At 55.0% G+C, this 19,433-nt stretch carries 20 protein-coding genes; 18 read left to right on the top strand and 2 right to left on the bottom strand.

Going from position 1 to position 19,433, the window contains the following annotated elements; translation table 11 throughout:
• Positions 1–158: 158 nt before the first annotated feature.
• The gene (locus BGP77_RS07330) at positions 159–1,073 is read right to left on the bottom strand and encodes a LysR substrate-binding domain-containing protein (RefSeq protein WP_108164056.1); all 915 of its coding nucleotides are present in this window, start codon (positions 1,071–1,073) and stop codon (positions 159–161) included.
• A gap of 131 nt (positions 1,074–1,204) precedes the next feature.
• On the opposite strand from BGP77_RS07330, the gene BGP77_RS07325 reads away from it, so the two are divergent.
• From BGP77_RS07325 to BGP77_RS07300, 6 genes are all read left to right on the top strand, one after another.
• The gene (locus BGP77_RS07325) at positions 1,205–1,819 is read left to right on the top strand and encodes an FMN-dependent NADH-azoreductase (protein ID WP_108164055.1); all 615 of its coding nucleotides are present in this window, start codon (positions 1,205–1,207) and stop codon (positions 1,817–1,819) included.
• Between the two features lie 179 nt (positions 1,820–1,998).
• Positions 1,999–3,027, top strand: a complete 1,029-nt coding sequence (locus BGP77_RS07320; RefSeq protein WP_108164054.1) for a hypothetical protein — start codon at positions 1,999–2,001, stop codon at positions 3,025–3,027.
• Between the two features lie 287 nt (positions 3,028–3,314).
• On the top strand, positions 3,315–4,199 hold the full coding sequence (locus BGP77_RS07315) for a hypothetical protein (RefSeq protein WP_108164053.1): 885 nt from the start codon (positions 3,315–3,317) through the stop codon (positions 4,197–4,199).
• A gap of 171 nt (positions 4,200–4,370) precedes the next feature.
• Positions 4,371–5,432: a hypothetical protein gene (locus BGP77_RS07310; protein WP_108164052.1), complete on the top strand. Its 1,062-nt coding sequence runs from the start codon at positions 4,371–4,373 to the stop codon at positions 5,430–5,432.
• Between the two features lie 171 nt (positions 5,433–5,603).
• Positions 5,604–6,656, top strand: coding sequence for a hypothetical protein (locus BGP77_RS07305; protein WP_108164051.1), 1,053 nt, complete (start codon positions 5,604–5,606; stop codon positions 6,654–6,656).
• Between the two features lie 225 nt (positions 6,657–6,881).
• The gene (locus BGP77_RS07300) at positions 6,882–8,627 is read left to right on the top strand and encodes a hybrid sensor histidine kinase/response regulator (RefSeq protein WP_158269306.1); all 1,746 of its coding nucleotides are present in this window, start codon (positions 6,882–6,884) and stop codon (positions 8,625–8,627) included.
• Here BGP77_RS07300 and BGP77_RS07295 read toward each other — a convergent pair.
• Entirely contained in the window at positions 8,624–9,253 is a 630-nt protein-coding gene (locus BGP77_RS07295; protein ID WP_108164049.1) for a response regulator transcription factor, read from the bottom strand. The genes BGP77_RS07300 and BGP77_RS07295 overlap by 4 nt on opposite strands.
• A 102-nt stretch (positions 9,254–9,355) precedes the next feature.
• Between BGP77_RS07295 and BGP77_RS07290 the strand changes: the two genes are divergently transcribed.
• The 12 genes from BGP77_RS07290 (at position 9,356) to ureA (ending at position 19,429) form a co-directional block, all read left to right on the top strand.
• Positions 9,356–9,913: a nucleotidyltransferase domain-containing protein gene (locus BGP77_RS07290; protein WP_108164048.1), complete on the top strand. Its 558-nt coding sequence runs from the start codon at positions 9,356–9,358 to the stop codon at positions 9,911–9,913.
• Positions 9,914–10,045: 132 nt separating this feature from the next.
• The gene (locus BGP77_RS07285) at positions 10,046–11,002 is read left to right on the top strand and encodes a CsgG/HfaB family protein (protein ID WP_108164047.1); all 957 of its coding nucleotides are present in this window, start codon (positions 10,046–10,048) and stop codon (positions 11,000–11,002) included.
• Positions 11,002–11,340: a hypothetical protein gene (locus BGP77_RS07280; RefSeq protein WP_108164046.1), complete on the top strand. Its 339-nt coding sequence runs from the start codon at positions 11,002–11,004 to the stop codon at positions 11,338–11,340. The genes BGP77_RS07285 and BGP77_RS07280 overlap by 1 nt, the downstream gene beginning before the upstream one ends.
• The gene (locus tag BGP77_RS07275; protein ID WP_108164045.1) at positions 11,337–11,675 is read left to right on the top strand and encodes a DUF4810 domain-containing protein; all 339 of its coding nucleotides are present in this window, start codon (positions 11,337–11,339) and stop codon (positions 11,673–11,675) included. The genes BGP77_RS07280 and BGP77_RS07275 overlap by 4 nt, the downstream gene beginning before the upstream one ends.
• 1 nt (position 11,676) lies before the next feature.
• Positions 11,677–12,369 carry a GNA1162 family protein gene (locus BGP77_RS07270; protein WP_108164044.1) on the top strand — a complete coding sequence of 231 codons (693 nt, stop codon included), beginning with the start codon at positions 11,677–11,679 and terminating at the stop codon, positions 12,367–12,369.
• A 255-nt stretch (positions 12,370–12,624) separates the two neighbouring features.
• Positions 12,625–13,911, top strand: coding sequence for an urea ABC transporter substrate-binding protein (gene urtA / locus BGP77_RS07265; protein ID WP_108164043.1), 1,287 nt, complete (start codon positions 12,625–12,627; stop codon positions 13,909–13,911).
• A 74-nt stretch (positions 13,912–13,985) separates the two neighbouring features.
• Positions 13,986–15,578 carry an urea ABC transporter permease subunit UrtB gene (gene urtB / locus BGP77_RS07260; RefSeq protein ID WP_199224212.1) on the top strand — a complete coding sequence of 531 codons (1,593 nt, stop codon included), beginning with the start codon at positions 13,986–13,988 and terminating at the stop codon, positions 15,576–15,578.
• Positions 15,575–16,711 (top strand): urea ABC transporter permease subunit UrtC, encoded by a 1,137-nt coding sequence (gene urtC, locus BGP77_RS07255; RefSeq protein ID WP_108164042.1) that lies wholly within the window; start codon positions 15,575–15,577, stop codon positions 16,709–16,711. Before urtB ends, urtC begins: the two co-directional genes overlap by 4 nt.
• Positions 16,708–17,529 carry an urea ABC transporter ATP-binding protein UrtD gene (urtD, locus tag BGP77_RS07250; protein ID WP_108164041.1) on the top strand — a complete coding sequence of 274 codons (822 nt, stop codon included), beginning with the start codon at positions 16,708–16,710 and terminating at the stop codon, positions 17,527–17,529. The genes urtC and urtD overlap by 4 nt, the downstream gene beginning before the upstream one ends.
• Positions 17,526–18,221 (top strand): urea ABC transporter ATP-binding subunit UrtE, encoded by a 696-nt coding sequence (gene urtE / locus BGP77_RS07245; protein WP_108164040.1) that lies wholly within the window; start codon positions 17,526–17,528, stop codon positions 18,219–18,221. The genes urtD and urtE overlap by 4 nt, the downstream gene beginning before the upstream one ends.
• Before the next feature lie 11 nt (positions 18,222–18,232).
• Positions 18,233–19,099, top strand: a complete 867-nt coding sequence (locus BGP77_RS07240) for an urease accessory protein UreD (RefSeq protein WP_108164039.1) — start codon at positions 18,233–18,235, stop codon at positions 19,097–19,099.
• 27 nt (positions 19,100–19,126) lie between these two features.
• Positions 19,127–19,429: an urease subunit gamma gene (ureA, locus tag BGP77_RS07235; protein ID WP_108164038.1), complete on the top strand. Its 303-nt coding sequence runs from the start codon at positions 19,127–19,129 to the stop codon at positions 19,427–19,429.
• Positions 19,430–19,433: the final 4 nt, after the last annotated feature.

Here is a 19,433-nt window from a genome sequence, read left to right as displayed (position 1 = left end):
TGAGCCTATCAACAGGAAAAATTTAGTGAAATCAATGCACTAGAAGTGATACCCAAACCAGAGTGAAATTCCCGCCAGCCCCCCAGAATGACCAGCTATTGACGCTCTTTGATCGCCTTGATCAGCGCGACCGTCCGTTTGACAACTTTCCGACGCCGTCACTGGCATTCCGGATGAATCGGATGCGTCTGATAATGCTCAACAATAAAATCAATAAAGGCACGCACGGCCGGTAACAAACCCCGCCGCGAGGGATAGAGCAAATGCAGATTACCCGACGGTAACGTCCACTCGGTCAGTATGCGTTGCAACTGTCCCTGTCGCACACGCGGGTCGCCCAGTTGCTCCGGCAACATCACCACGCCCAACCCATGAATCGCCGCTTCGCGCAGCATGCGCATGTCATCGCTGATCAGAATAGGTTGGTGGCGCAAGGTCGACTTAACGCCATCGGGGCCAATCATTTCATACTGATAGCGACCGCTGCTGTAGGACACCGACACCGTCGGCCAATCGTGAAGATCGTTCGGATGAACGGGCTCGCCCAATCGCTCCACCAACGCAGGCTGGGCGTACAGATAATTCGACCCCGACGCCAACGGCCGTGCCACCAATGACGAATCTTCAATATGGCTGCGCACCCGCAACGCGACATCCACCTGTTCAGCGATTAAATCCACCGGCGCATTGGTGACCAGAAACTCCAGTTTCACCTCGGGATAGCGCTGCATAAACACCGGCACCAGCGGCGCCAACACCAACTGCGACAACTGCTGCGGTGTGCTCACCCGTATCGTGCCGCGCGGCGCTTCCTGCACAAACTGAGTCACCTGATCGGCCGCTTCGGCCGCCGCCAGCAATTCCTGGCAATGCACCAGAAACGCCCGCCCGACATCGGTCAGCACCAACTGTCGGGTTGAGCGGCGCAGCAACTGCACGCCTTGATGGCGTTCCAGTTCACTGATGCGACGACTGAGCGTCGATTTGGGCATACCCAGAGCACGGGCTGCGGCGCTGAAGCCACCGTGTTCCACGACATGCGCGAAGAGCGCCAAACTGGTGAGATCCTGCATGGTTTCTGCATCCGTCGAGTGCTGAAAGATCGTTCCAAAAACAGAACAATGAAACCAATATTAAATGACTAATAGCAACAAATGAACAAGGCTATGCTGCGCTCCGTTCAACTAACCCGGAGCTATCCACCATGAATATTCTGCATCTCGACTCGTCCATTCTGGGCGACCAGTCCGTTTCCCGCCAACTGAGCCGCCAAGTGGTTGAGCGCTTGCGCCAACAGCACGAAGCTGCCCAAGTCACCTATCGCGATCTGGTTGCCAACGCTATTCCGCATCTCGATATGGCGTCGCTCTCTGCCGGCCAGGTACCTGCCGATCAGCGTAATACCGATCAAAGCGCCCAATTTGAACTGACCGAAACCCTGCTGAATGAACTGTTCAGTGCCGACGTCATCGTCATTGGATTGCCGTTCTACAACTTTGGTATGCCGTCTCAATTGAAAGCCTGGATCGATCGCATCGCGCAATCCGGCCGCACCTTCCGTTATACCGAAAACGGCCCTGAAGGTCTGGTCACTGGCAAGAAAGTGATACTGGCATCATCGCGCGGTGGCGTTTACAGCCAAGGCCCGGCGTCGGCCATGGAACACCAGGAAAGCCATCTGACCTCGGTATTCGGCTTGCTCGGCTTGAGCGATGTGGTGACGGTACGCGCCGAAGGCGTCAACATGGGTGACGACTTCAAAAACCAGGCGCTGGCTGCGGCGGGCGAACAGATTGACCGGCTGACGGTCGCCGCCTGAACCCGATATCTACCGCATTACTTAATTCGACCGCTTAGTCACCCCGACTCAGCGGTCAATAGTGTTAACGCTGCCTCAAAACAACAACACGCTTCGTCCATTTCACCCTTTCAGGTGAAGAAGTGCCCTGATGCTATCTCTTCTAATCGCCCCACTTACTTTCCCTATCCGGAGCGATTATGAAGTTCACTCAACTTGCCTGGGCCAGCCTGGTCCTGGCCTCGATAGTACTCAGCGGTTGCAGCTCATCATCCGGCGGCGGCGGTAGTGCTACCACCTACACCATCAACGACCCGAACTGGAACAGCGGTTACAGTCGATTTAAATCGATCACCATTCCGTACTTCGACAACCAAGCGACCATCTTTGCATTGGTCGACGACCCTTCGAACCCTCCCCGTTTACTCAGCGCACAACGGGGTGACCGGACGTTTCAATCCAGCAACATCAGCAACGAAGCAGTTTACAGTGACATCACCGCCTTTCGAGTCACACAGAGTCCTGAAGGTGGCTCACCCGTAACCGATTACGTCATTCTGGGCTGCACGGCCTCAGGCAAGGTAACCGCCTTTCTCGCCAGCAATCCGTCCGTCGTACGCACCTACAGCACGGCGAACTTAACCGAATGCAGATCTATTACCGCTTTTCCGACCGACAACACCAACGGCAACGGCCTACGCGCCTATATTGCCGGTTACAACGGCACGTCAGCGGTGCAGGGTAGCATTTCACTCTCTGTTTATTTGACCAACAGCGAACCCTTTTCCGGGGTAATCATGATGGCCGATGAAATCTTGGCCAGCAAAGTGGCCATGAGAGCGGTCACAGCCTTTCAGGACTACAACGGCATCACGCCGATATACGCCGTGCGTAGTTCGAATAACCAAGTGATCCGAGCCCTGCCGAGCAACCAGACCGCGGGACTTTATTCCTCGACCATCAACCCGATGAGCGGTGTCGATGAAAACGCCTTTTTCTCCGACCTCGTCATTGTGCCCGATCAAGCCCTGTTTATGGTTGGCCAAGGCCAAGGCTTGGCCGCACTGAGCCAGGGGCTTGGCTCCAGTTTTTCCACCACCGCCGTGCGCATCACGGGAGAAGGCAGTCAATGCACGGATGCCCTGGCCTGGGATGGCTCGCAACTCTGGTGTCACGACGCCACCAGCGAAGGCCGGGTCATCAGCTTTGAACTGCCATCGATTGACTGAGTCCGGCTGAGGCCAATCGTCGCCTCGCTAAGGCGACAGCCATTAAAAAGTGTGAGCGTGTCGGCGCTCACACCCAATCATCTTTTCAGATAAAGCGGCTGGCTCTTCCTTTTTTGTTGAATTCGTCCGTACACGATCCCCGCTATGGAGTCATTATGAAGTTCCCCCATTTTTTTTGGAGTTGCGTTTCCCTGACAGCACTCGTTTTAGCTGGCTGCAATTCGTCATCCGATGGCCCTGGCAGCGCCACCCTCAACGATCCAAACTGGAGTGCGGGTCAAGATACAATGCAGTCGATCTCCACGCCGTTTCACGACAACCAAGCGGGCATTTTTGCGTTGGTTCGGGGCAACTCACAGCGCTTTCTCAGCGCCCAGATTGGTGATCGCAGCTTCACCTCGGCCAGCATCAATTCAACCGATAGCTACAACGACATCACCGCTTTTCGGGTCACTCAAAGCAGCAATGGCAATACCAAATCTGACTACGTTATCGTTGCTTGCAGCAATGAAGGCAACGCGGATATTTTTCTCGCCAGCAACCCGGGCCAGGTTGATAGCAATGATCTTGGCAGCATGAGCAGCTGCGTTTCCATTGCCGCCAAACCGGAAGACTACACCAATGGCATTGCCATGAAGGCTTATATCGCCGGCAACTCACGCCTTGGTGAAATCACCTTCTCAGTCAATTTGTTCGACAACAGTGGTTTTGACGTGACCGCTTTTAATTCTTCTGTCTCCGTCATTCCAGAGGGCTCGGCGGTTGAAATACGAGCCGTCGCGGGCATTGAAAATCTATTTAATGATATCTACCCGCACTACGCCATTCAGGGATCCACCAATCAAATCAAGAGACGTACCAGCAGCACGACTTCCAGTGAGATTTATAAATCCACATCCAACCCGCTGACCGGCAGTTTGGGCAAAGCCAACCTGACCGATTTAATTCTGATCCCTGACAACGGACTCTTTATGGTGGGTGAAGATCAGGGTTTGGCTGCCCTGTATCATGAACAGTTCGGTGGCGTTTTATCCAGCATGACCAAATTCAGCGGCGATGGCAGCCGTTGTATCGATGCCTTGGCCTGGGATGGCTCGCAGCTCTGGTGTCACGATGGCACCAGTGAAGGTCGCCTGATCCGCTTTACTCCCCCAGAGGCGCCTGCGTCCTAAGGGGGAATGTTTCTTGATCGAGGCCAGGGAAGGCCTGGATCAAGATCCTTGCAAAAGTGTGAACGCCTAAACAAATCTGGTCGGCGTTGCCTGCAAATCACCCTTTCAGGTGAAGTAACCAAGCCGCCTTAGCATTTAAATCGCTCCATCTTTTTCCCCGATGGAGTGATCATGAAATTTCCTCAAATGGCCTGGGCGAGCCTTGCCCTGACGGCACTGATATTGACTGGCTGCGATTCGTCATCCGACGGTTCTGGCGGCAGGGTCAGCACCACCATCAATGACCCCAACTGGAGCGCGGGCGCCGATAACTGGGCGTCCATTGCCATTCCGGATTTCGACAATAAAGCCAGTATCTTTGCATTGGTTCGCAACGACAGCAGCAACGTGCAACGCTTGCTCAGCGGCCAACGCGGCGACCGCACCTTTACCTCGACGCAACTGACAACCAGCGACACCTACAACGACATCGCTGCCGTGCGAATAACCCAAAGCCAGGACGGTGAAACCAGAACCGATTACGCCATTGCGGCCTGCGTAGAAGACGGTTCTGTAGCACTGTTCTTAGCCAGTGACCCAAACAAGGTCCGAACACCCACACCAACGGACGCTACCCGTTGCGCCAGTATTGCTGTTGACCCAATCAACTACAGCGACGGCAAGGGTGTTAAATACCGCATCGCTTATGACACCACCAGTCCCCATATCGCTAACATTTCTTTCAATGTGGATTTGTTTTCCACCTCCGCCTACATGATCGGAACACCCAGTTTCTCGACTGGAGAGAGTGTCGGCGCATCCGATTATTCCATTCGCGCCATCGAAGGTTATTTTTACGACGATTACACAGCGGTTCCTGTTTACGCGATGCAGAGCAGCACCAACAACTACATTGAAGGAAAAAGAGCGACGGCGGGCTACACCTCAGCTTACTACAACAACTCACCCAATCCGTTTACCGGCGCAACGGAGAACTTTGACCTCACCGATCTGGTCCTGGTACCCGATCAAGGCCTCTATATGGTCAGTGAAGTTCAGGGGCTGGTCGGTAACTCCATCAATAGTTCCGGCGTCATCGTTTACAACACCCAAAAACTCCGTGGCGATGGCGATCGCTGCATCGATGCGCTGGCCTGGGACGGTGAAAAACTCTGGTGCCACGATGCCACCAGTGAAGGCCGTTTGATCAGTTTTACGCCCCCCGATGAGTTTGAGGTCGGCGGCGCCGGCTAACCAGCGAACCCAACTTGATCGAGGCCAGGGAGGGCCTGGATCCAGATCCTTGCAAAAGTGTGAACGCCTAAACAAATCTGGTCGGAGTTGCCTACAAATCACCCTTTCAGGTGAAGTAACCAAGCCGCCTTAGCATTTAAATCGCTCCATCTTTTCCCCGATGGAGTGATCATGAAATTTCCTCAACTGGCCTGCGCAGGTATTGCCCTGACGGCCCTGATATTGACTGGCTGTGGTTCATCATCCGACAGTTCTGGCGGCAGCGGCAGCGCCACCATCAACGACCCCAACTGGAGTGCGGGTGCCGATACCTGGGCGTCCATTGCCATTCCGGATTTCGATACCAAAGCCAGTATCTTTGCCTTGGTTCGCAACGACACCACCAACGTACAACGCCTGCTCAGCGGCCAGCGCGGTGACAGTACCTTTACCTCGACGCAACTGACGACCAGCGACACGTACAACGACATCGCTGCCGTGCGAATTACCCAAAGCCAGGACGGTGAAACCAGAACCGATTACGCCATTGCCGCCTGCGCACAAGACGGCGCTGTAGCGCTGTTCTTAGCCAGTGACCCAAACCAGATTCGAACAACCTTGGCAACGGACGCTACCCGTTGCGCCAGTGTTGCCGTTGACCCGGTTAACTACAGCAATGGCGACGACCGTTTTTCATATCGCGTGGCTTATGAAACCACCAGCCCTAAAATCACTAACCTTTATATCAATGTCGATTTGTTCGCCAGCACCATAACCGGCAGGATCGTCTCACCTTCTTACACCTATACATACAGTGCCGGCTCATCCGGTGAATCAATTCGTGCCATCGAAGGCTATTTCTACGACGATTACCAAACGGCTCCGCTGTACGCGGTACAGAGCAACAACAATAACTACATTGAAATAAGAAAACCGCCGACGGGCAGCAAGTCACTTTACTACAACAGCGCCGTCAACCCGTTTACCGGCGCGACGGAAAACTTTAACGTCACCGACCTGGTCCTGGTACCCGATCAAGGCCTCTACATGGTCAGCGAAGATCAGGGGCTGGTTGGCAACTCCATCAGTAGTTCCGGCGGCTATATCGTTAGCGACACCCAAAAACTCAGTGGCGACGGCAACCGTTGCATCGATGCCCTGGCCTGGGATGGTGAAAATCTTTGGTGTCACGACGCCACCAGCGAAGGCCGCCTGATTCGTTTCAGCCCACCGGCCATCAACTAAGCCGAACTGGAGGCTAACGCTCTCCAGTCAAAGCCTGACTGGCGTTACCGGACAGTGTTCGTAGCGCCAGACAGGTCTGATCGCAATTCAAGGATTTTTAACGTTCACCTTTTCAGGTGAAGCAGGGCCAGCCCTAAGCGTTTTTAATGAACCTTGTTGAAACGACACTTTCGCTTGAACCCCGCCCAGGATATGGCACCATCCGGGCCTTGCCAGGCTAGAACCATGCTGCATATGCCTTTGTCGCACAATCACGCTGTTGAAAACCAGATTCAGTGGCTGCGTTTTCAGCAGTTCAGTAAAGAGCTGCGCCCCCGAGCGTTGTCATCTATTCCAGCATCGGCGTTACCGGTATTAATATTTGGCCTCAGCGCACCACTTTGGACGCTGGTATTCTGGTTCGGCTGCCTTGCCGTTGTTTCAACCGTAACCCTCTTTGCCTTACGTCATTTTCAGGCTCACCCACCAACAGACTTACATCAGTTGAGACGCTGGCGAACCCAGAACCTTTCTCTGGCTATCATGTGGGGATTGTTTTGGGCGACGGCGCCTTGGCTTTTTTTTGGTTCCGCTTCACAGTTCCAGGTTTTTTCTCTGTTATCCATTTTAATGCTGTTTTCAGCAATGCCTTCAGTCACGCTGGGTGCCTACCCTTACCCAATTATTTACCTGGCATTTTTGGCACCGACGGTATTGTCATTTACGGCTCAGTTTATTTTGAACAGTGAAGGGCGATATTGGTCCATCGGACCGGTTGCCATTGCAGTACTAACGCTTTCCAGCCTGATCAGCCAGCGCAAACAAATGGAACACATGCGTTTGCGGGTGGAGTTGCAAATGGCCAACCGCGAAGCCGAACAAGCGGTGGCGGAGAAGAACCGATTTATTGCCACCGCCAGCCACGATTTACGTCAGCCGTTGCAAGCGGCGGCACTCTACAGTGGTTTATTGAACAAACATAAAAACGGGCCGATTGATCCGAGCATCATCGAACGATTGGACGACAGCTTGCACACAGTGAACGATCTGCTCAGCCACTTGTTCGATTTATCCGCCATGGACGCCCCCACGCAAAAACCCGACAAAGTGGCGTTTAATCTTGGCGCCTGGATGCAGCCTTTGCGGCACCGCTTTATGCCCCAGGCCGAACGCAAAGGCTTAACGTTAACAGCGGCCGATACCGACCTTTGGGTCGAGACCAACCCGCAAATGCTCAGCCAAATTGTCAGCAATCTGGTCGATAACGCCCTGAAGTACACCACCGAAGGCGGCGTTGAAATAGAACTCGAACCGCACGGTCATTTTTGCTTACTGAGCGTGCGGGACAGCGGACCGGGTATCGATGCCAGTCATCAGGCGAATGTCTTTGATGCCTTTTATCGCATCGCCGATGGCCGTGAAGCCAAGGTACAAGGGTTTGGTTTGGGTCTGTCGATTGTGACTCGGCTGTGCCAGCGACTGGGCATTCATCTGCAACTGGAATCACAGCCTGGCTTTGGCAGTCGCTTCCAGTTGCATGTGCCGCTGGCCTCGGAAACCGCCATTAAGCCGACACAAGCGGTGGCAGGCGATTACCTGAACATTCCTGCATTGCGAGTGCTGCTGGTGGATGATGAAGTCACCGTACTCAACGCCTTATCGACAACCTTAGTCGGCTGGGATTGCGACGTCTGGACCGCGCGCAACGCCGAAGAACTGGAGCATCATTTAGCGGCCGGTGAGCCGTTCGATTTGCTAATTACGGATGATGAAATCGACAGCCAAACCAACAGCGACCGCGTGATCACCCGAGTGCACGAACATCAGCCAGGGGTACCTGTCGTCATCCTCTCGGGCAACACCGCCCTGGAGTGCCAGCAGCGCCAGCGCGACGGCGTTGAAGTCTTGTTCAAACCGGTGCAACCGAAACAACTGGCGCACGTCTTGTCGGCACTGGCAAGCACCAAAACGACGTTGTCCAAGTCGGCTTAAATCAGCCCCAGCCGTTCGGCGATGCGCAGGCAGTCACTGCGGTTGCGCGCATCGAGCTTGTCGTACATTAACCGGATATGGGTTTTGACGGTGTTCGAACTCAGGTGCAGTTGCTGCGCCATCTCATCCACCGTCTGACCGCTTTGCATCAGACGTAAAATCGACCGCTGACGCGGCGACAGCAAATCCGTACCCGCATCATGCTGCTCCGTCAATTGACGCAACTGCGGCGTCGTCACCCAACGTTCGCCATCGAGAATGGCACGCGCCGCTGCCAGCAACGCTTCGGCGGGTTGGTCCTTAGTCAGATAACCACGCGCACCAGCGGCGCGTAATTGTTGCGCACTGATCGGGCTTGGATTGGCCGAACACACCAAAATGGCCAAGCCAGGGTTATGCTGCAACAGCAGTTCACAGACGCTCTGGCCGTGCAGATCGGGTAAGTCTAAATCCAGCAACACCAGTGTGATATCACCATTGGCTGAAAGCTCGGCTAAGGCCGCATCACCTTGAGTGACGGTGGTGATGGTCAGTTGAGGGTCGAGACTGGAAAGCGTTAACGCTAACGCCTCTGCAAACATCTGATGGTCATCGACGATCAACCATCGCTGTGGAATTCTATCCATAAATCGCCGTCATGTGATTTCCAAAACGGAACTGCAATTAACGCACTGTTATCCGCTAGCCTACACCAAAGTGATGAAAGCGCGATTAACCGAGGTAAAAAAATGACCGATGTCACCAATAAGCTGAGCCACTTGCCTCACCAACAACGACTGCTCGAACATTTTATAAACACTTTCGAACCCGAACCCGACGTCGTTGCCGCGGTATTGCTCGGTTCACTGGCTGGCGGTAGCGGCGATCGTCTGTCTGACCTCGATCTCATGGTGTTTACGCGCAATGATTTTCATCGTAATAGCCACGCAGCTCACACACGTTTTGAACAACCGTTCACCATCTTCTATCGACTGGACGGCAACCATAATGAACGTGCCTGTTTTAAAAAATACCTCTTCGATGATTGCGCCAGTGCAGAGATTCACTGCGCCGATCTCAGCGAACCCTTCGACATTGCCCGACCTTATCAAGTTCTGTTCGACAAAGACGATATTGTTTCAGCACGCCTCACCGATAAACCGGCTCCAACGCATGAAGATTTTGCCGTCTATGAACACGGCGACGCTGGCTTAATCTGGGAATTACTCAGCTGCATCAAGTGGTTAAGCCGGGGGCAAACAGCATTCGCCAAGAACTATCTGAAACGGCTGGCCAGAGCGCTCTAGCACGGCCTTCCCGTTCGCGTACGATATTTGGCTAAAAGTCACTTCACAACCGGGCCGCTTTTGCTATGGTGACGCGGCTTACCGCTTGTTCTGCGCCCCATTCCGGCGGCGCTTATCGGAAAGGACGATTCCATGAAAAAATTCATGCTACTGACGCTGCCTTTGGTTCTGGCCGCCTGCGCCAGCCAGAGCCCGACCCTTCAAGACGTCGAAGCGCCGGTCTCCGCTGAACAACAACGCGCCGCCCAACAGGCAGCCGCCGCGCCTACTCGCCTGGCGCTGAAACGTAAAATCGCCGTCGGCCGGTTATCGAATGAAACCACCTATGGCCGCAGCCTGCTGGGTACCAACGCGGGCGATAACATCGATCAGAAGATCACCGATATGTTCGTGCAGTCGCTGATCAACTCGAACAACTATTTAGTGTTCGAGCGCCCGGACATCGAACTGCTGGAACGCGAGTCCGAACTCTCGGGCCAGAGCGTTAACATCATTGGCGTCGATACGCTGGTCATCGGTTCACTCACTGAATTTGGTCGCTCCACCACCGGTGAATCCGGGTTTCTGTCCTCCTCCAAGCGCCAGGAAGCCACCGCGACGGTTGACCTGCGCTTGGTCGACACCCGCACCGGCCAGGTCACTGAATCGGTTACCGGCACCGGTTCTTCGTCAACCGAAACCGGCAGCACCATGGGCTTCGGTTCGGTCGCCAGTTACGACGGCAGCCTGAATGATCAGGCCATCGGCGCGGCGGTCAATGCGGCGGTTGAAAAACTCACGCTGCTGATGCTGGAAAAACCCTGGTCGGCCGACGTACTGGCGGTGGAAGACGGCCTGATTTACATCAGTGGCGGCGCCAGCCAGGGCATTCGTGCTGGCATGGTGTTCGATGTGATGACTCGCGGTCGCGAGGTCACCTCACAAACCACCGGCGGCATTATCACGCTGCCGGGCAATAAAGTGGGAGAACTGCGCATCGACGGCACCTTCGGCGACAGCGAACTGGAAGAAGGCGCCTATGGCGGTCTGATCTCTGGCTCCATCGCTGGTCAGGATCTGAATCAACTGGAAGTCCGGGAGGCCAACTGATGAAAGCATTCAACGCAGTACTGATCGCACTGATGACAGTGCTTATGCTGGCCGCCTGCGCTCAGTCAGCCACACAAGTAACGACCACCGTAGACGACCGTCCGCGCATCGCTTTTGAACTGCCCGAAGGCACCTCAGCCAATGGCTATCAGGTGGTGATTGATGGCATCGAATACGGCGACATGAGCCAATACCTCGCTGGCACTCGTTCAGCCAGCGCCGTGCGGGTCATTACCGGCCGTCACGTGGTGGAAGTCTGGTACAACGGCCAGCGCAAGCTCAGCCGTGAAATCTTTCTCAGCGAAGGCGACACTCGCATTCTGAAGGTCACCCCATGACGCGTATTCTGTGGTTAATCCTGCCGGCCTTGGTGTTGGCGGGCTGCGAATCCACCCAGTTGTACGACTGGGGCAGCTATGAAGAAGACCTCTTCGTGTACTACACCGAGCCCAGCGAGCAAGACGCCGTGCTCGCCGATCACGTCGCCTTTCTCGATAAAGTGATGGCTCGCGGCCAGACACCCGCCCCCGGTTTACTGGCCGAAGCCGGCACCTTTTATTTGCAGGCGGGCAACACCGAGCAAGCGCTGGAGTACTACCAACTGGAGTACGACACCTGGCCGGAAAGCCGACCGCTGATGGGTTCGCTGATTGAAAACCTGGGAGGGCAATAAGATGAACGCACTGCGTTTGATGGTCTCGCTGGCGTTTGCTGCCCTGCTCGCCGGCTGTATGAATCTGCCCTACAACGATCCGTTAGCGACGTACCACGAGGTCAAACCCACCTCCATTCTGGTAGTGCCGGTGGTTAATGAATCGGTCGATGTGCAGGCCCCGTCGTCGGTGTTAACCACCTTGCCTAAACTGCTCGGTGAAAAAGGCTATTACGTTTTTCCGGTGAACACGGTGAAAACCATTCTGGAATTCGAAGGCCTCTATGAACCGGCAGAAATTCACCAACTGGCGACCAGCGATCTGGCCAGCTGGTTCGGAGCCGATGCCGTTTTGTACGTCACCATTCACGAATGGACCTCGCGTTACGTGGTGATTTCCACCACCACCGAAGTCGATTTTGAATACCGCATCGTCGACAAAAACGGCGTGGAACTCTGGACCGCTCGCGAAAACCTGAGCTACACGCCGCAAAACGAAAGTCAGGGTGGCGGCATGGCGAGTCTGCTTTCATCGGCGATCACCGCCGCAGTAGAACGCGCTGCGCCAAATTATTTACCGCTGACGCGCGAAGCCAACGCGCAAGCCTTTTATTACGGCTACACACCCTTACCACCCGGGCCGTACTCGCATTATTACGAACAGTACTATCAGCAACTGGCGGAAGAAAAAGCGGCCGCTGAAGCGGAACAGTAACCCAAGAAACAAACCAAAAAAGCCGGGCATCGCCCGGCTTTTTTATCGCTACAAATCACCGAGCCAACTGCGCTCGATAAAATCAATACGTCAATTACCCCACCCCTCCCCGCCAATCGGCCACTAGGCCGGCTTGCCACCCTCGCCCACCATCGGCTGTGCTGATGCCTTCAGTGAGCCTGCGTCTAAAAATGCGTGGGTTCGAACGAATCGCTGATCCGTTTCCTACCTAAAAAGAGCAAGGGGAGTCCTAACATGAACACCAAGCATTTATTGCCCGGCCTGGCGCTGGGTTTGAGTGCGGCCATTGGCGGCAACGCGCTGGCCGAAGAAGATCCGATTAAAGTCGGTGTACTGCATTCACTGTCCGGCACCATGGCCATCAGTGAAAGCACACTGAAAGACACCGTTTTGATGATGGTGGAACAACAAAATGAAGCCGGTGGTGTGCTCGGTCGCCCACTCGAAGCCGTTGTGGTTGACCCAGCTTCCGACTGGCCGCTGTTTGCTGAAAAAGCGCGCGAACTGTTAGAGGAAGAAGAAGTTGATGTGATCTTCGGTTCCTGGACCTCGGTATCGCGCAAATCGGTCTTGCCTGTCGTTGAAGAACTGAACGGTTTGATGTTCTACCCGGTTCAGTACGAAGGTGAAGAATCGTCGGAAAACATTTTCTACACCGGTGCGGCGCCAAACCAGCAAGCGATTCCGGCCGTCGACTATCTGATGAACGATCTGGGCATTGAGCGTTGGGTATTGGCTGGTACCGACTACGTGTACCCGCGAACCACCAACAAAATTCTTGAAGCCTATTTGATGGATCATGGCGTGGCCGAAGAAGACATCATGATCAACTACACGCCGTTCAGTCATTCCGACTGGCAGTCGATTGTTTCTGACATCAAAGAATTCGGCAGCGCCGGCAAACCCACCGCCGTGGTCTCCACCATTAACGGTGATGCCAACGTGCCATTCTACCGTGAGCTGGGTAACCAGAACATCGATTCTTTCGAAATTCCGGTGGTTGCATTCTCGGTCGGTGAAGAAGAACTCTCCGGCATCGACACCGGTCCGCTGGTTGGTCACCTGGCCGCCTGGAACTATTTCCAAAGCGTCGACAGCGATGCCAACGACGAATTCATCGCTGCGTGGCATGAGTTCACCGGCGACGACAGCCGCGTCACCAACGATCCGATGGAAGCCACTTACATCGGTTTCAAAATGTGGGTACAGGCCGTTGAAGACGCCGGCACTACCGACGTCGATGCGGTAGAAGCCGCGATGATCGGCCAGGAAGTTCCGAATCTGACCGGTGGCATGGCGGTCATGAACGCCAACCACCACCTGAGCAAGCCGGTTCTGATTGGCGAAATTCAGGACGACGGTCAATTCGAAGTGGTCTGGAGCACCGATGGCGTAGTCGCCGGTGACGCCTGGTCCGACTTCCTGCCGGATTCCAAAATGCTGATCGCCGATTGGACCGACCCAATCAACTGCGGCAACTACAACACCGAAACCGAAACCTGCTCGGGACAGAACTACTGAGTTTTTAAGCCCGACTCTCTCTTTTACGGGCGACTCTGTCGCCCGCTTTTTTGCTTTCGTTTGGAGGTTTCGCTGTGAAACGTCTTTGCCTTTGGGCCACGCTCTGGCTGCTGACCAGTACAGCGCTGGCGGAGTCGCTGTTTGAACAACGCCTTGGTGAACTAACCGAAGCCAGCCTGGCCGAAACCCAGTCATTATTAGAAGCACTGGAAGCCGAAGGCGACCCGCGTTTGTTGCCACTGTTCGACGCCCTGTTTAACGGCAATCTCTATTACCGCGATGCTGACCAAACCCTGGTTGCCGCCGACCCAAATACCGGCGACGCACCTTACATCGGCATTCTCAGTGGTGAGGTGATCGCCTCGCTCAACGAAGACAATGTCACCAAAGTTCGCGTTAACAATCGCCTGCGTCGTTACCTCAACGATGCGCTGGCGCGTTTAAAACTGACCGCACCCGATCCGGCCATTCGCGAAGCCGCCGTCAATGAATTACTGACTCAACTCAACGCCGACACCATCGCCCAACTTGATGTGCTGCGTGCCGACGAACAAAACGCCAAGGTTCAACAGGCGCTCGATACCGCCCTGAATTTATACACCGCTCAAAGCAGCGATCAGGTCGGCGCTCGAGTACAAGCCATTGGCGAACTCAGCAGCAGTTTGCAAAACGCGGTACGCAATGCCCTAGCTCGCTTGGCTGAAGACGAAGACGCACCAGAAGCCGTACAGAATGCTGCCGCTGAATCCTTAAACAGCATCGAACAAAAATTCACCTTTTACGGCTACGTAGACCAACTCTTTTTTGGTCTGAGCCTCGGTTCGGTGCTGTTGCTCGCTGCTTTTGGTCTGGCCATCACCTTCGGCGTGATGGGCGTGATCAATATGGCGCACGGCGAAATGCTCATGCTGGGTGCCTACACCACCTTTGTGGTGCAGCAATTGATGCCCAACGCCATTAACCAATCCATCTGGGTGGCGATTCCTATGGCCTTCTTGGTGGCTGGCAGCGTGGGGGTTTTGATTGAACGCTGCGTGATCCGTTTTCTGCATGGCCGCCCACTGGAAACTCTGCTCGCCACCTTCGGCATCAGCCTGATTTTGCAACAGCTGGTGCGCACCATTTTCTCACCTTTGAACCGTCGCGTTGTCGCGCCGGATTGGCTCAGCGGTTCGTGGCAAATCAACCCGGCGTTATCGCTGACGTTTAACCGACTCTACATTCTGATCTTCGCACTCATTGTGTTTGCGTTGCTGGTTCTGATCATGAAAAAAACCGCCCTCGGTTTACAGGTGCGCGCTGTTTCGCAAAACCGCGCCATGGCCAAAGCCATGGGCATCAAAACCGACTGGGTGGATGCGCTGACGTTTGGTCTGGGTTCTGGTATCGCTGGCGTCGGTGGTGTGGCGTTAAGCCAGCTCACCAACGTCGGGCCGAACCTTGGTCAGTCGTACATCATCGACTCCTTTATGGTCGTCGTGTTCGGCGGCGTCGGTAATTTGTACGGCACCTTGGTTGCCGCCTTCAGTCTGGGTGTTGCCAATAAATTCCTGGAGCCGATTACCGGAACGGTGCTCGCCACGACGTTGGTTCTGGTGTTCATCATTCTGTTTATTCAGAAGCGACCCAAGGGTCTGTTCCCGCAACGTGGGAGGGCCGCTGAATGAACGCCGTTATGCACTTTCTGTCACTGGGCCGCGCACCGGGCAGCAAAACGCTGCCGTTCGTGGCGATCTTATTCGGCGTCACCTTGTTGGCTTCGCTGGGTAATTTGCTGATACCGGAAACCTCGGCACTGCATGTCTCGACTTACACCATCACCTTGCTCGGCAAATATTTAAGCTACGCCTTGCTGGCGCTGTCAGTGGATGTGATCTGGGGTTACTGCGGCATTTTAAGTCTGGGGCATGGCGCTTTCTTTGCGCTCGGCGGTTACGCCATGGGCATGTATTTAATGCGCCAGATCGGCGATCGCGGTGTCTATGGCAACCCCATCCTGCCCGACTTTATGGTGTTCCTGAACTGGGACGAACTGCCCTGGTTCTGGCTGGGGATGGACCAGTTTTGGTTCGCCATGCTGATGGTGGTATTTGTACCCGGTTTGCTCGCCTTTGTGTTCGGCTGGCTGGCGTTTCATTCACGCGTCACCGGCGTCTATTTATCGATCATCACCCAGGCGTTGACCTACGCCCTAATGCTTGCCTTCTTCCGCAATGAAATGGGTTTTGGTGGCAACAATGGCCTGACCGATTTCAAAGACTTGCTCGGTTTTGATCTGCAGTCCGACACCACCCGCGTAGCCCTGTTTGCCATCACCGCCGTGATTCTGGGTGGGGTCTATGTCCTCAGTCAGGCGATACTGAAATCGCGTTTTGGCAAGGTGGTTGAAGCCATTCGTGATGGCGAAAACCGGGTGCGTTTTCTCGGTTACCGAACCGAACGCTACAAGGTCGGTCTGTTTGTTTATTCCGCAGTCATTGCGGGCATTGCCGGAGCACTCTACGTGCCTCAGGTCGGCATTATTAATCCCGGTGAATTTGCACCGCTGAAGTCGATTGAATTGGTGGTCTGGGTGGCCGTCGGCGGTCGCGGCACGCTCTATGGTGCGGTCGTGGGAGCACTGCTGGTTAATTACGCCAAGACGCGTTTTACCGCCATTCTGCCCGACGGATGGTTATTTATTCTCGGCGGTCTTTTTGTACTGGTCACGCTCTTTCTGCCCAAAGGTCTGGTCGGTCTCGTCGGCCAGTTGCGCTCGCGTTTTAAACCCTCGAAGACGACTGAGGAGCCCGCCGCATGACGACCTCTCCTATTCTCGATCGCGATCACGTCTGGCCGTTTTTAGCGCCGTCTCACGTGCCGGTAGACGTGTCGCATCAAGTCATTTTGTACGTTGAAAGTTTGAGCGTCAGCTTCGACGGTTTTAAAGCGTTGAACGACTTAAACCTCTATGTAAACGACGGTGAATTGCGCTGTCTGATCGGTGCCAACGGCGCCGGAAAAACCACCTTAATGGATGTGATTACCGGTAAGACCGCCTGCGATTCCGGACGCGCATTTTTTGGCCAGACCATCGATTTGCTCAAGCACTCTGAAGCCGAAGTGGCCCAGCTCGGTATTGGACGGAAGTTTCAAAAGCCGACCGTCTTTGAAGCTCAGACGGTTTTCGACAACCTCGAGCTGGCGATGAAAAGCCGCAAGGGTTTGTGGCCCACATTAATGGCACGGCTGTCCTCTTCCGACATCGATCGCATTGACTCGGTATTAACAACCATAGGCCTAAGCGGACAACGCCTGATGCTAGCTGGCAGTTTATCGCACGGCCAAAAACAGTGGCTGGAAATCGGCATGTTGCTCGTGGCCGACCCTCGGCTGTTGCTCATCGACGAACCGGTCGCCGGCATGACGGCCGAAGAGACCGACCGCACCGCCGAATTACTGACGTCACTGGCTGGTGAGCGCACGGTGATAGTGGTCGAACACGACATGGCTTTTGTACGTTCCATTGCCCGCACCGTCACCGTGCTGCACCAAGGCTCGGTGTTGGCTGAAGGCACCATGGACCAGATTCAGAACCACCCGGATGTGATCGAGGTGTACCTGGGGGAAGAAGCATGATTGAACTGCGCGGTCTTAACCAACTCTACGGCGGCACCCAGATTCTGTGGGACCTCGATCTGGACATTCAACCCGGCGCCTGTACCTGCATTATGGGACGCAACGGCGTGGGCAAAACCACCTTACTGAAATGTCTGATGGGTTTGCTGCCCATAAAAAGTGGCGAAATTATTTTCGATGGCGACAGCATTCACCATAAATCAGCCGAAACGCGTGCGCGCACCGGCATCGGTTATGTGCCACAAGGCCGCGATATTTTTCCGCTATTGACGGTTGAAGAAAACTTGCGCATCGGTTTGAAGGCGCGCCCGGACAAAGCCAAAAAGATCCCGGAAAAAATCTTCGATCTGTTTCCGGTGCTGGCAGAAATGATGCACCGGCGGGGCGGCGATTTATCCGGCGGTCAACAGCAGCAACTGGCGATCGGTCGCGCCCTGGTGCTCGATCCGAAAGTGCTGATTCTCGACGAACCCAACGAAGGCATTCAGCCGAACATTGTGGCGCAAATTGGCGATGTGATTCAGCGTCTGCAACGCGAAGATGGGCTCACGGTCATTTTGGTGGAACAGAAACTCGGCTTTGCCCGGCGTGTGGGTCAGGAATTCCGCTTAATGGAAAAAGGCCGCATCGTCGCCAGCGACCAGATGGCCAACCTGACCGACGATCTGATTCGTCAACATCTGGCGGTGTAAGGACTCGCGTTATGAACAGCCGAGTCGACTTGCCCGCCACCACCGTTGCCAGCCATTGGGATGCCTGGCTGGGCCTCGGCTTTGCCAACAGCGCGCGCGGTACGCGTCTGGTTCGCTGCCGCCATCAGGGCCCGCTGTATGTGCAAAAGGCGTTCTATCCAGAAGGCGCACATTGCGCGCACGCTTATTTGTTACACCCACCCGGCGGGTTGGTCTCGGGCGATGATCTGCGCATTGCCATCAAGGTCGAGTCTGACGCTCATGCGCTGATTACCACACCCGGAGCCGGCCGCGCTTATCGCGCTCGAAGCGATGGCGCCCTGCAGTACCAACGCAATCAGTTAACCGTGGCTAACGCCGGTGTTCTGGAATGGTTGCCACAGGAAAACATCATCTACCCCAACGCCCGTGCACGACTGGATACCGACGTTGAACTCGATGCCGGGTCGCGCTTTATCGGTTGGGAAATTACCAGCCTGGGCTGGCCTGCCAGCGCGCGTGATCTGGAAGATGGTGAACTGCAACAGCGCCTGCAAATACGTCAGGCTGGCAAAGTGGTTTTGCGCGAAAACTTTGCCGTACAGCACGCTCATCGTGAAGCCGTTTATGGCAGCGCGGGTCTGCGCCAACACGCCGTCAATGGGTTGCTGGTCGCAGGCCCTTTTGGTCAGGAAAACCATAAATTACTGGATGAATTACGCGCACTGTGTCAGCGCGAACCTTTGGCCGGTGTCAGTCAGGTGGGCCACTTTATCACCGTGCGCGCCCTGGCCAACCGAGCCGAACCACTGCGTGAATTATTCAACCAGTGCTGGTCGCTGTTACGGCCGGCATTGATCGGTATGGCGGCCTGTCCACCCCGTGTTTGGAATACCTGAATCACCGCTTAGGTTGAGGAAATCGTTATGGAATTGTTGCCCCGAGAAAAAGACAAACTGCTGGTGTTTACCGCCGGACTCCTGGCCGAACGTCGCTTGGCTCGCGGTCTGAAACTGAATTATCCCGAGGCGGTGGCCTACATCAGTCTGGCGATTGCCGAAGGCGCGCGTGATGGCAAAACCGTGGCCGAATTGATGAGCGACGGCAAAGAGCTGCTCAGTGCCGACCAGGTGATGGAGGGCATTGCTGACATGATCGATGAGGTGCAGGTCGAAGCCACGTTTCCGGACGGCACCAAGCTGGTCACCGTTCACCACCCCATTGCCTGAGGAG

Source organism: Saccharospirillum sp. MSK14-1 (assembly GCF_003054965.1).
Classification (GTDB): domain Bacteria; phylum Pseudomonadota; class Gammaproteobacteria; order Pseudomonadales; family Natronospirillaceae; genus Saccharospirillum.
The sequence above is the reverse complement of the archived record's forward strand: the minus strand, read 5'-3'. Positions and strand labels throughout refer to the sequence as shown.

Coding starts and splice junctions, on each gene's coding strand:
- BGP77_RS07305 (WP_108164051.1), top strand. CDS start 5,604: ATGAAATTTCCTCAACTGGCCTGCGCAGGTATTGCCCTGACGGCCCTG.
- BGP77_RS07325 (WP_108164055.1), top strand. CDS start 1,205: ATGAATATTCTGCATCTCGACTCGTCCATTCTGGGCGACCAGTCCGTT.
- BGP77_RS07320 (WP_108164054.1), top strand. CDS start 1,999: ATGAAGTTCACTCAACTTGCCTGGGCCAGCCTGGTCCTGGCCTCGATA.
- ureA (WP_108164038.1), top strand. CDS start 19,127: ATGGAATTGTTGCCCCGAGAAAAAGACAAACTGCTGGTGTTTACCGCC.
- urtA (WP_108164043.1), top strand. CDS start 12,625: ATGAACACCAAGCATTTATTGCCCGGCCTGGCGCTGGGTTTGAGTGCG.
- BGP77_RS07270 (WP_108164044.1), top strand. CDS start 11,677: ATGAACGCACTGCGTTTGATGGTCTCGCTGGCGTTTGCTGCCCTGCTC.
- BGP77_RS07285 (WP_108164047.1), top strand. CDS start 10,046: ATGAAAAAATTCATGCTACTGACGCTGCCTTTGGTTCTGGCCGCCTGC.
- urtD (WP_108164041.1), top strand. CDS start 16,708: ATGACGACCTCTCCTATTCTCGATCGCGATCACGTCTGGCCGTTTTTA.
- BGP77_RS07295 (WP_108164049.1), bottom strand. CDS start 9,253: ATGGATAGAATTCCACAGCGATGGTTGATCGTCGATGACCATCAGATG.
- urtE (WP_108164040.1), top strand. CDS start 17,526: ATGATTGAACTGCGCGGTCTTAACCAACTCTACGGCGGCACCCAGATT.
- BGP77_RS07310 (WP_108164052.1), top strand. CDS start 4,371: ATGAAATTTCCTCAAATGGCCTGGGCGAGCCTTGCCCTGACGGCACTG.
- BGP77_RS07240 (WP_108164039.1), top strand. CDS start 18,233: ATGAACAGCCGAGTCGACTTGCCCGCCACCACCGTTGCCAGCCATTGG.
- BGP77_RS07280 (WP_108164046.1), top strand. CDS start 11,002: ATGAAAGCATTCAACGCAGTACTGATCGCACTGATGACAGTGCTTATG.
- BGP77_RS07290 (WP_108164048.1), top strand. CDS start 9,356: ATGACCGATGTCACCAATAAGCTGAGCCACTTGCCTCACCAACAACGA.
- BGP77_RS07275 (WP_108164045.1), top strand. CDS start 11,337: ATGACGCGTATTCTGTGGTTAATCCTGCCGGCCTTGGTGTTGGCGGGC.
- BGP77_RS07315 (WP_108164053.1), top strand. CDS start 3,315: ATGCAGTCGATCTCCACGCCGTTTCACGACAACCAAGCGGGCATTTTT.
- urtC (WP_108164042.1), top strand. CDS start 15,575: ATGAACGCCGTTATGCACTTTCTGTCACTGGGCCGCGCACCGGGCAGC.
- BGP77_RS07300 (WP_158269306.1), top strand. CDS start 6,882: ATGCTGCATATGCCTTTGTCGCACAATCACGCTGTTGAAAACCAGATT.
- BGP77_RS07330 (WP_108164056.1), bottom strand. CDS start 1,073: ATGCAGGATCTCACCAGTTTGGCGCTCTTCGCGCATGTCGTGGAACAC.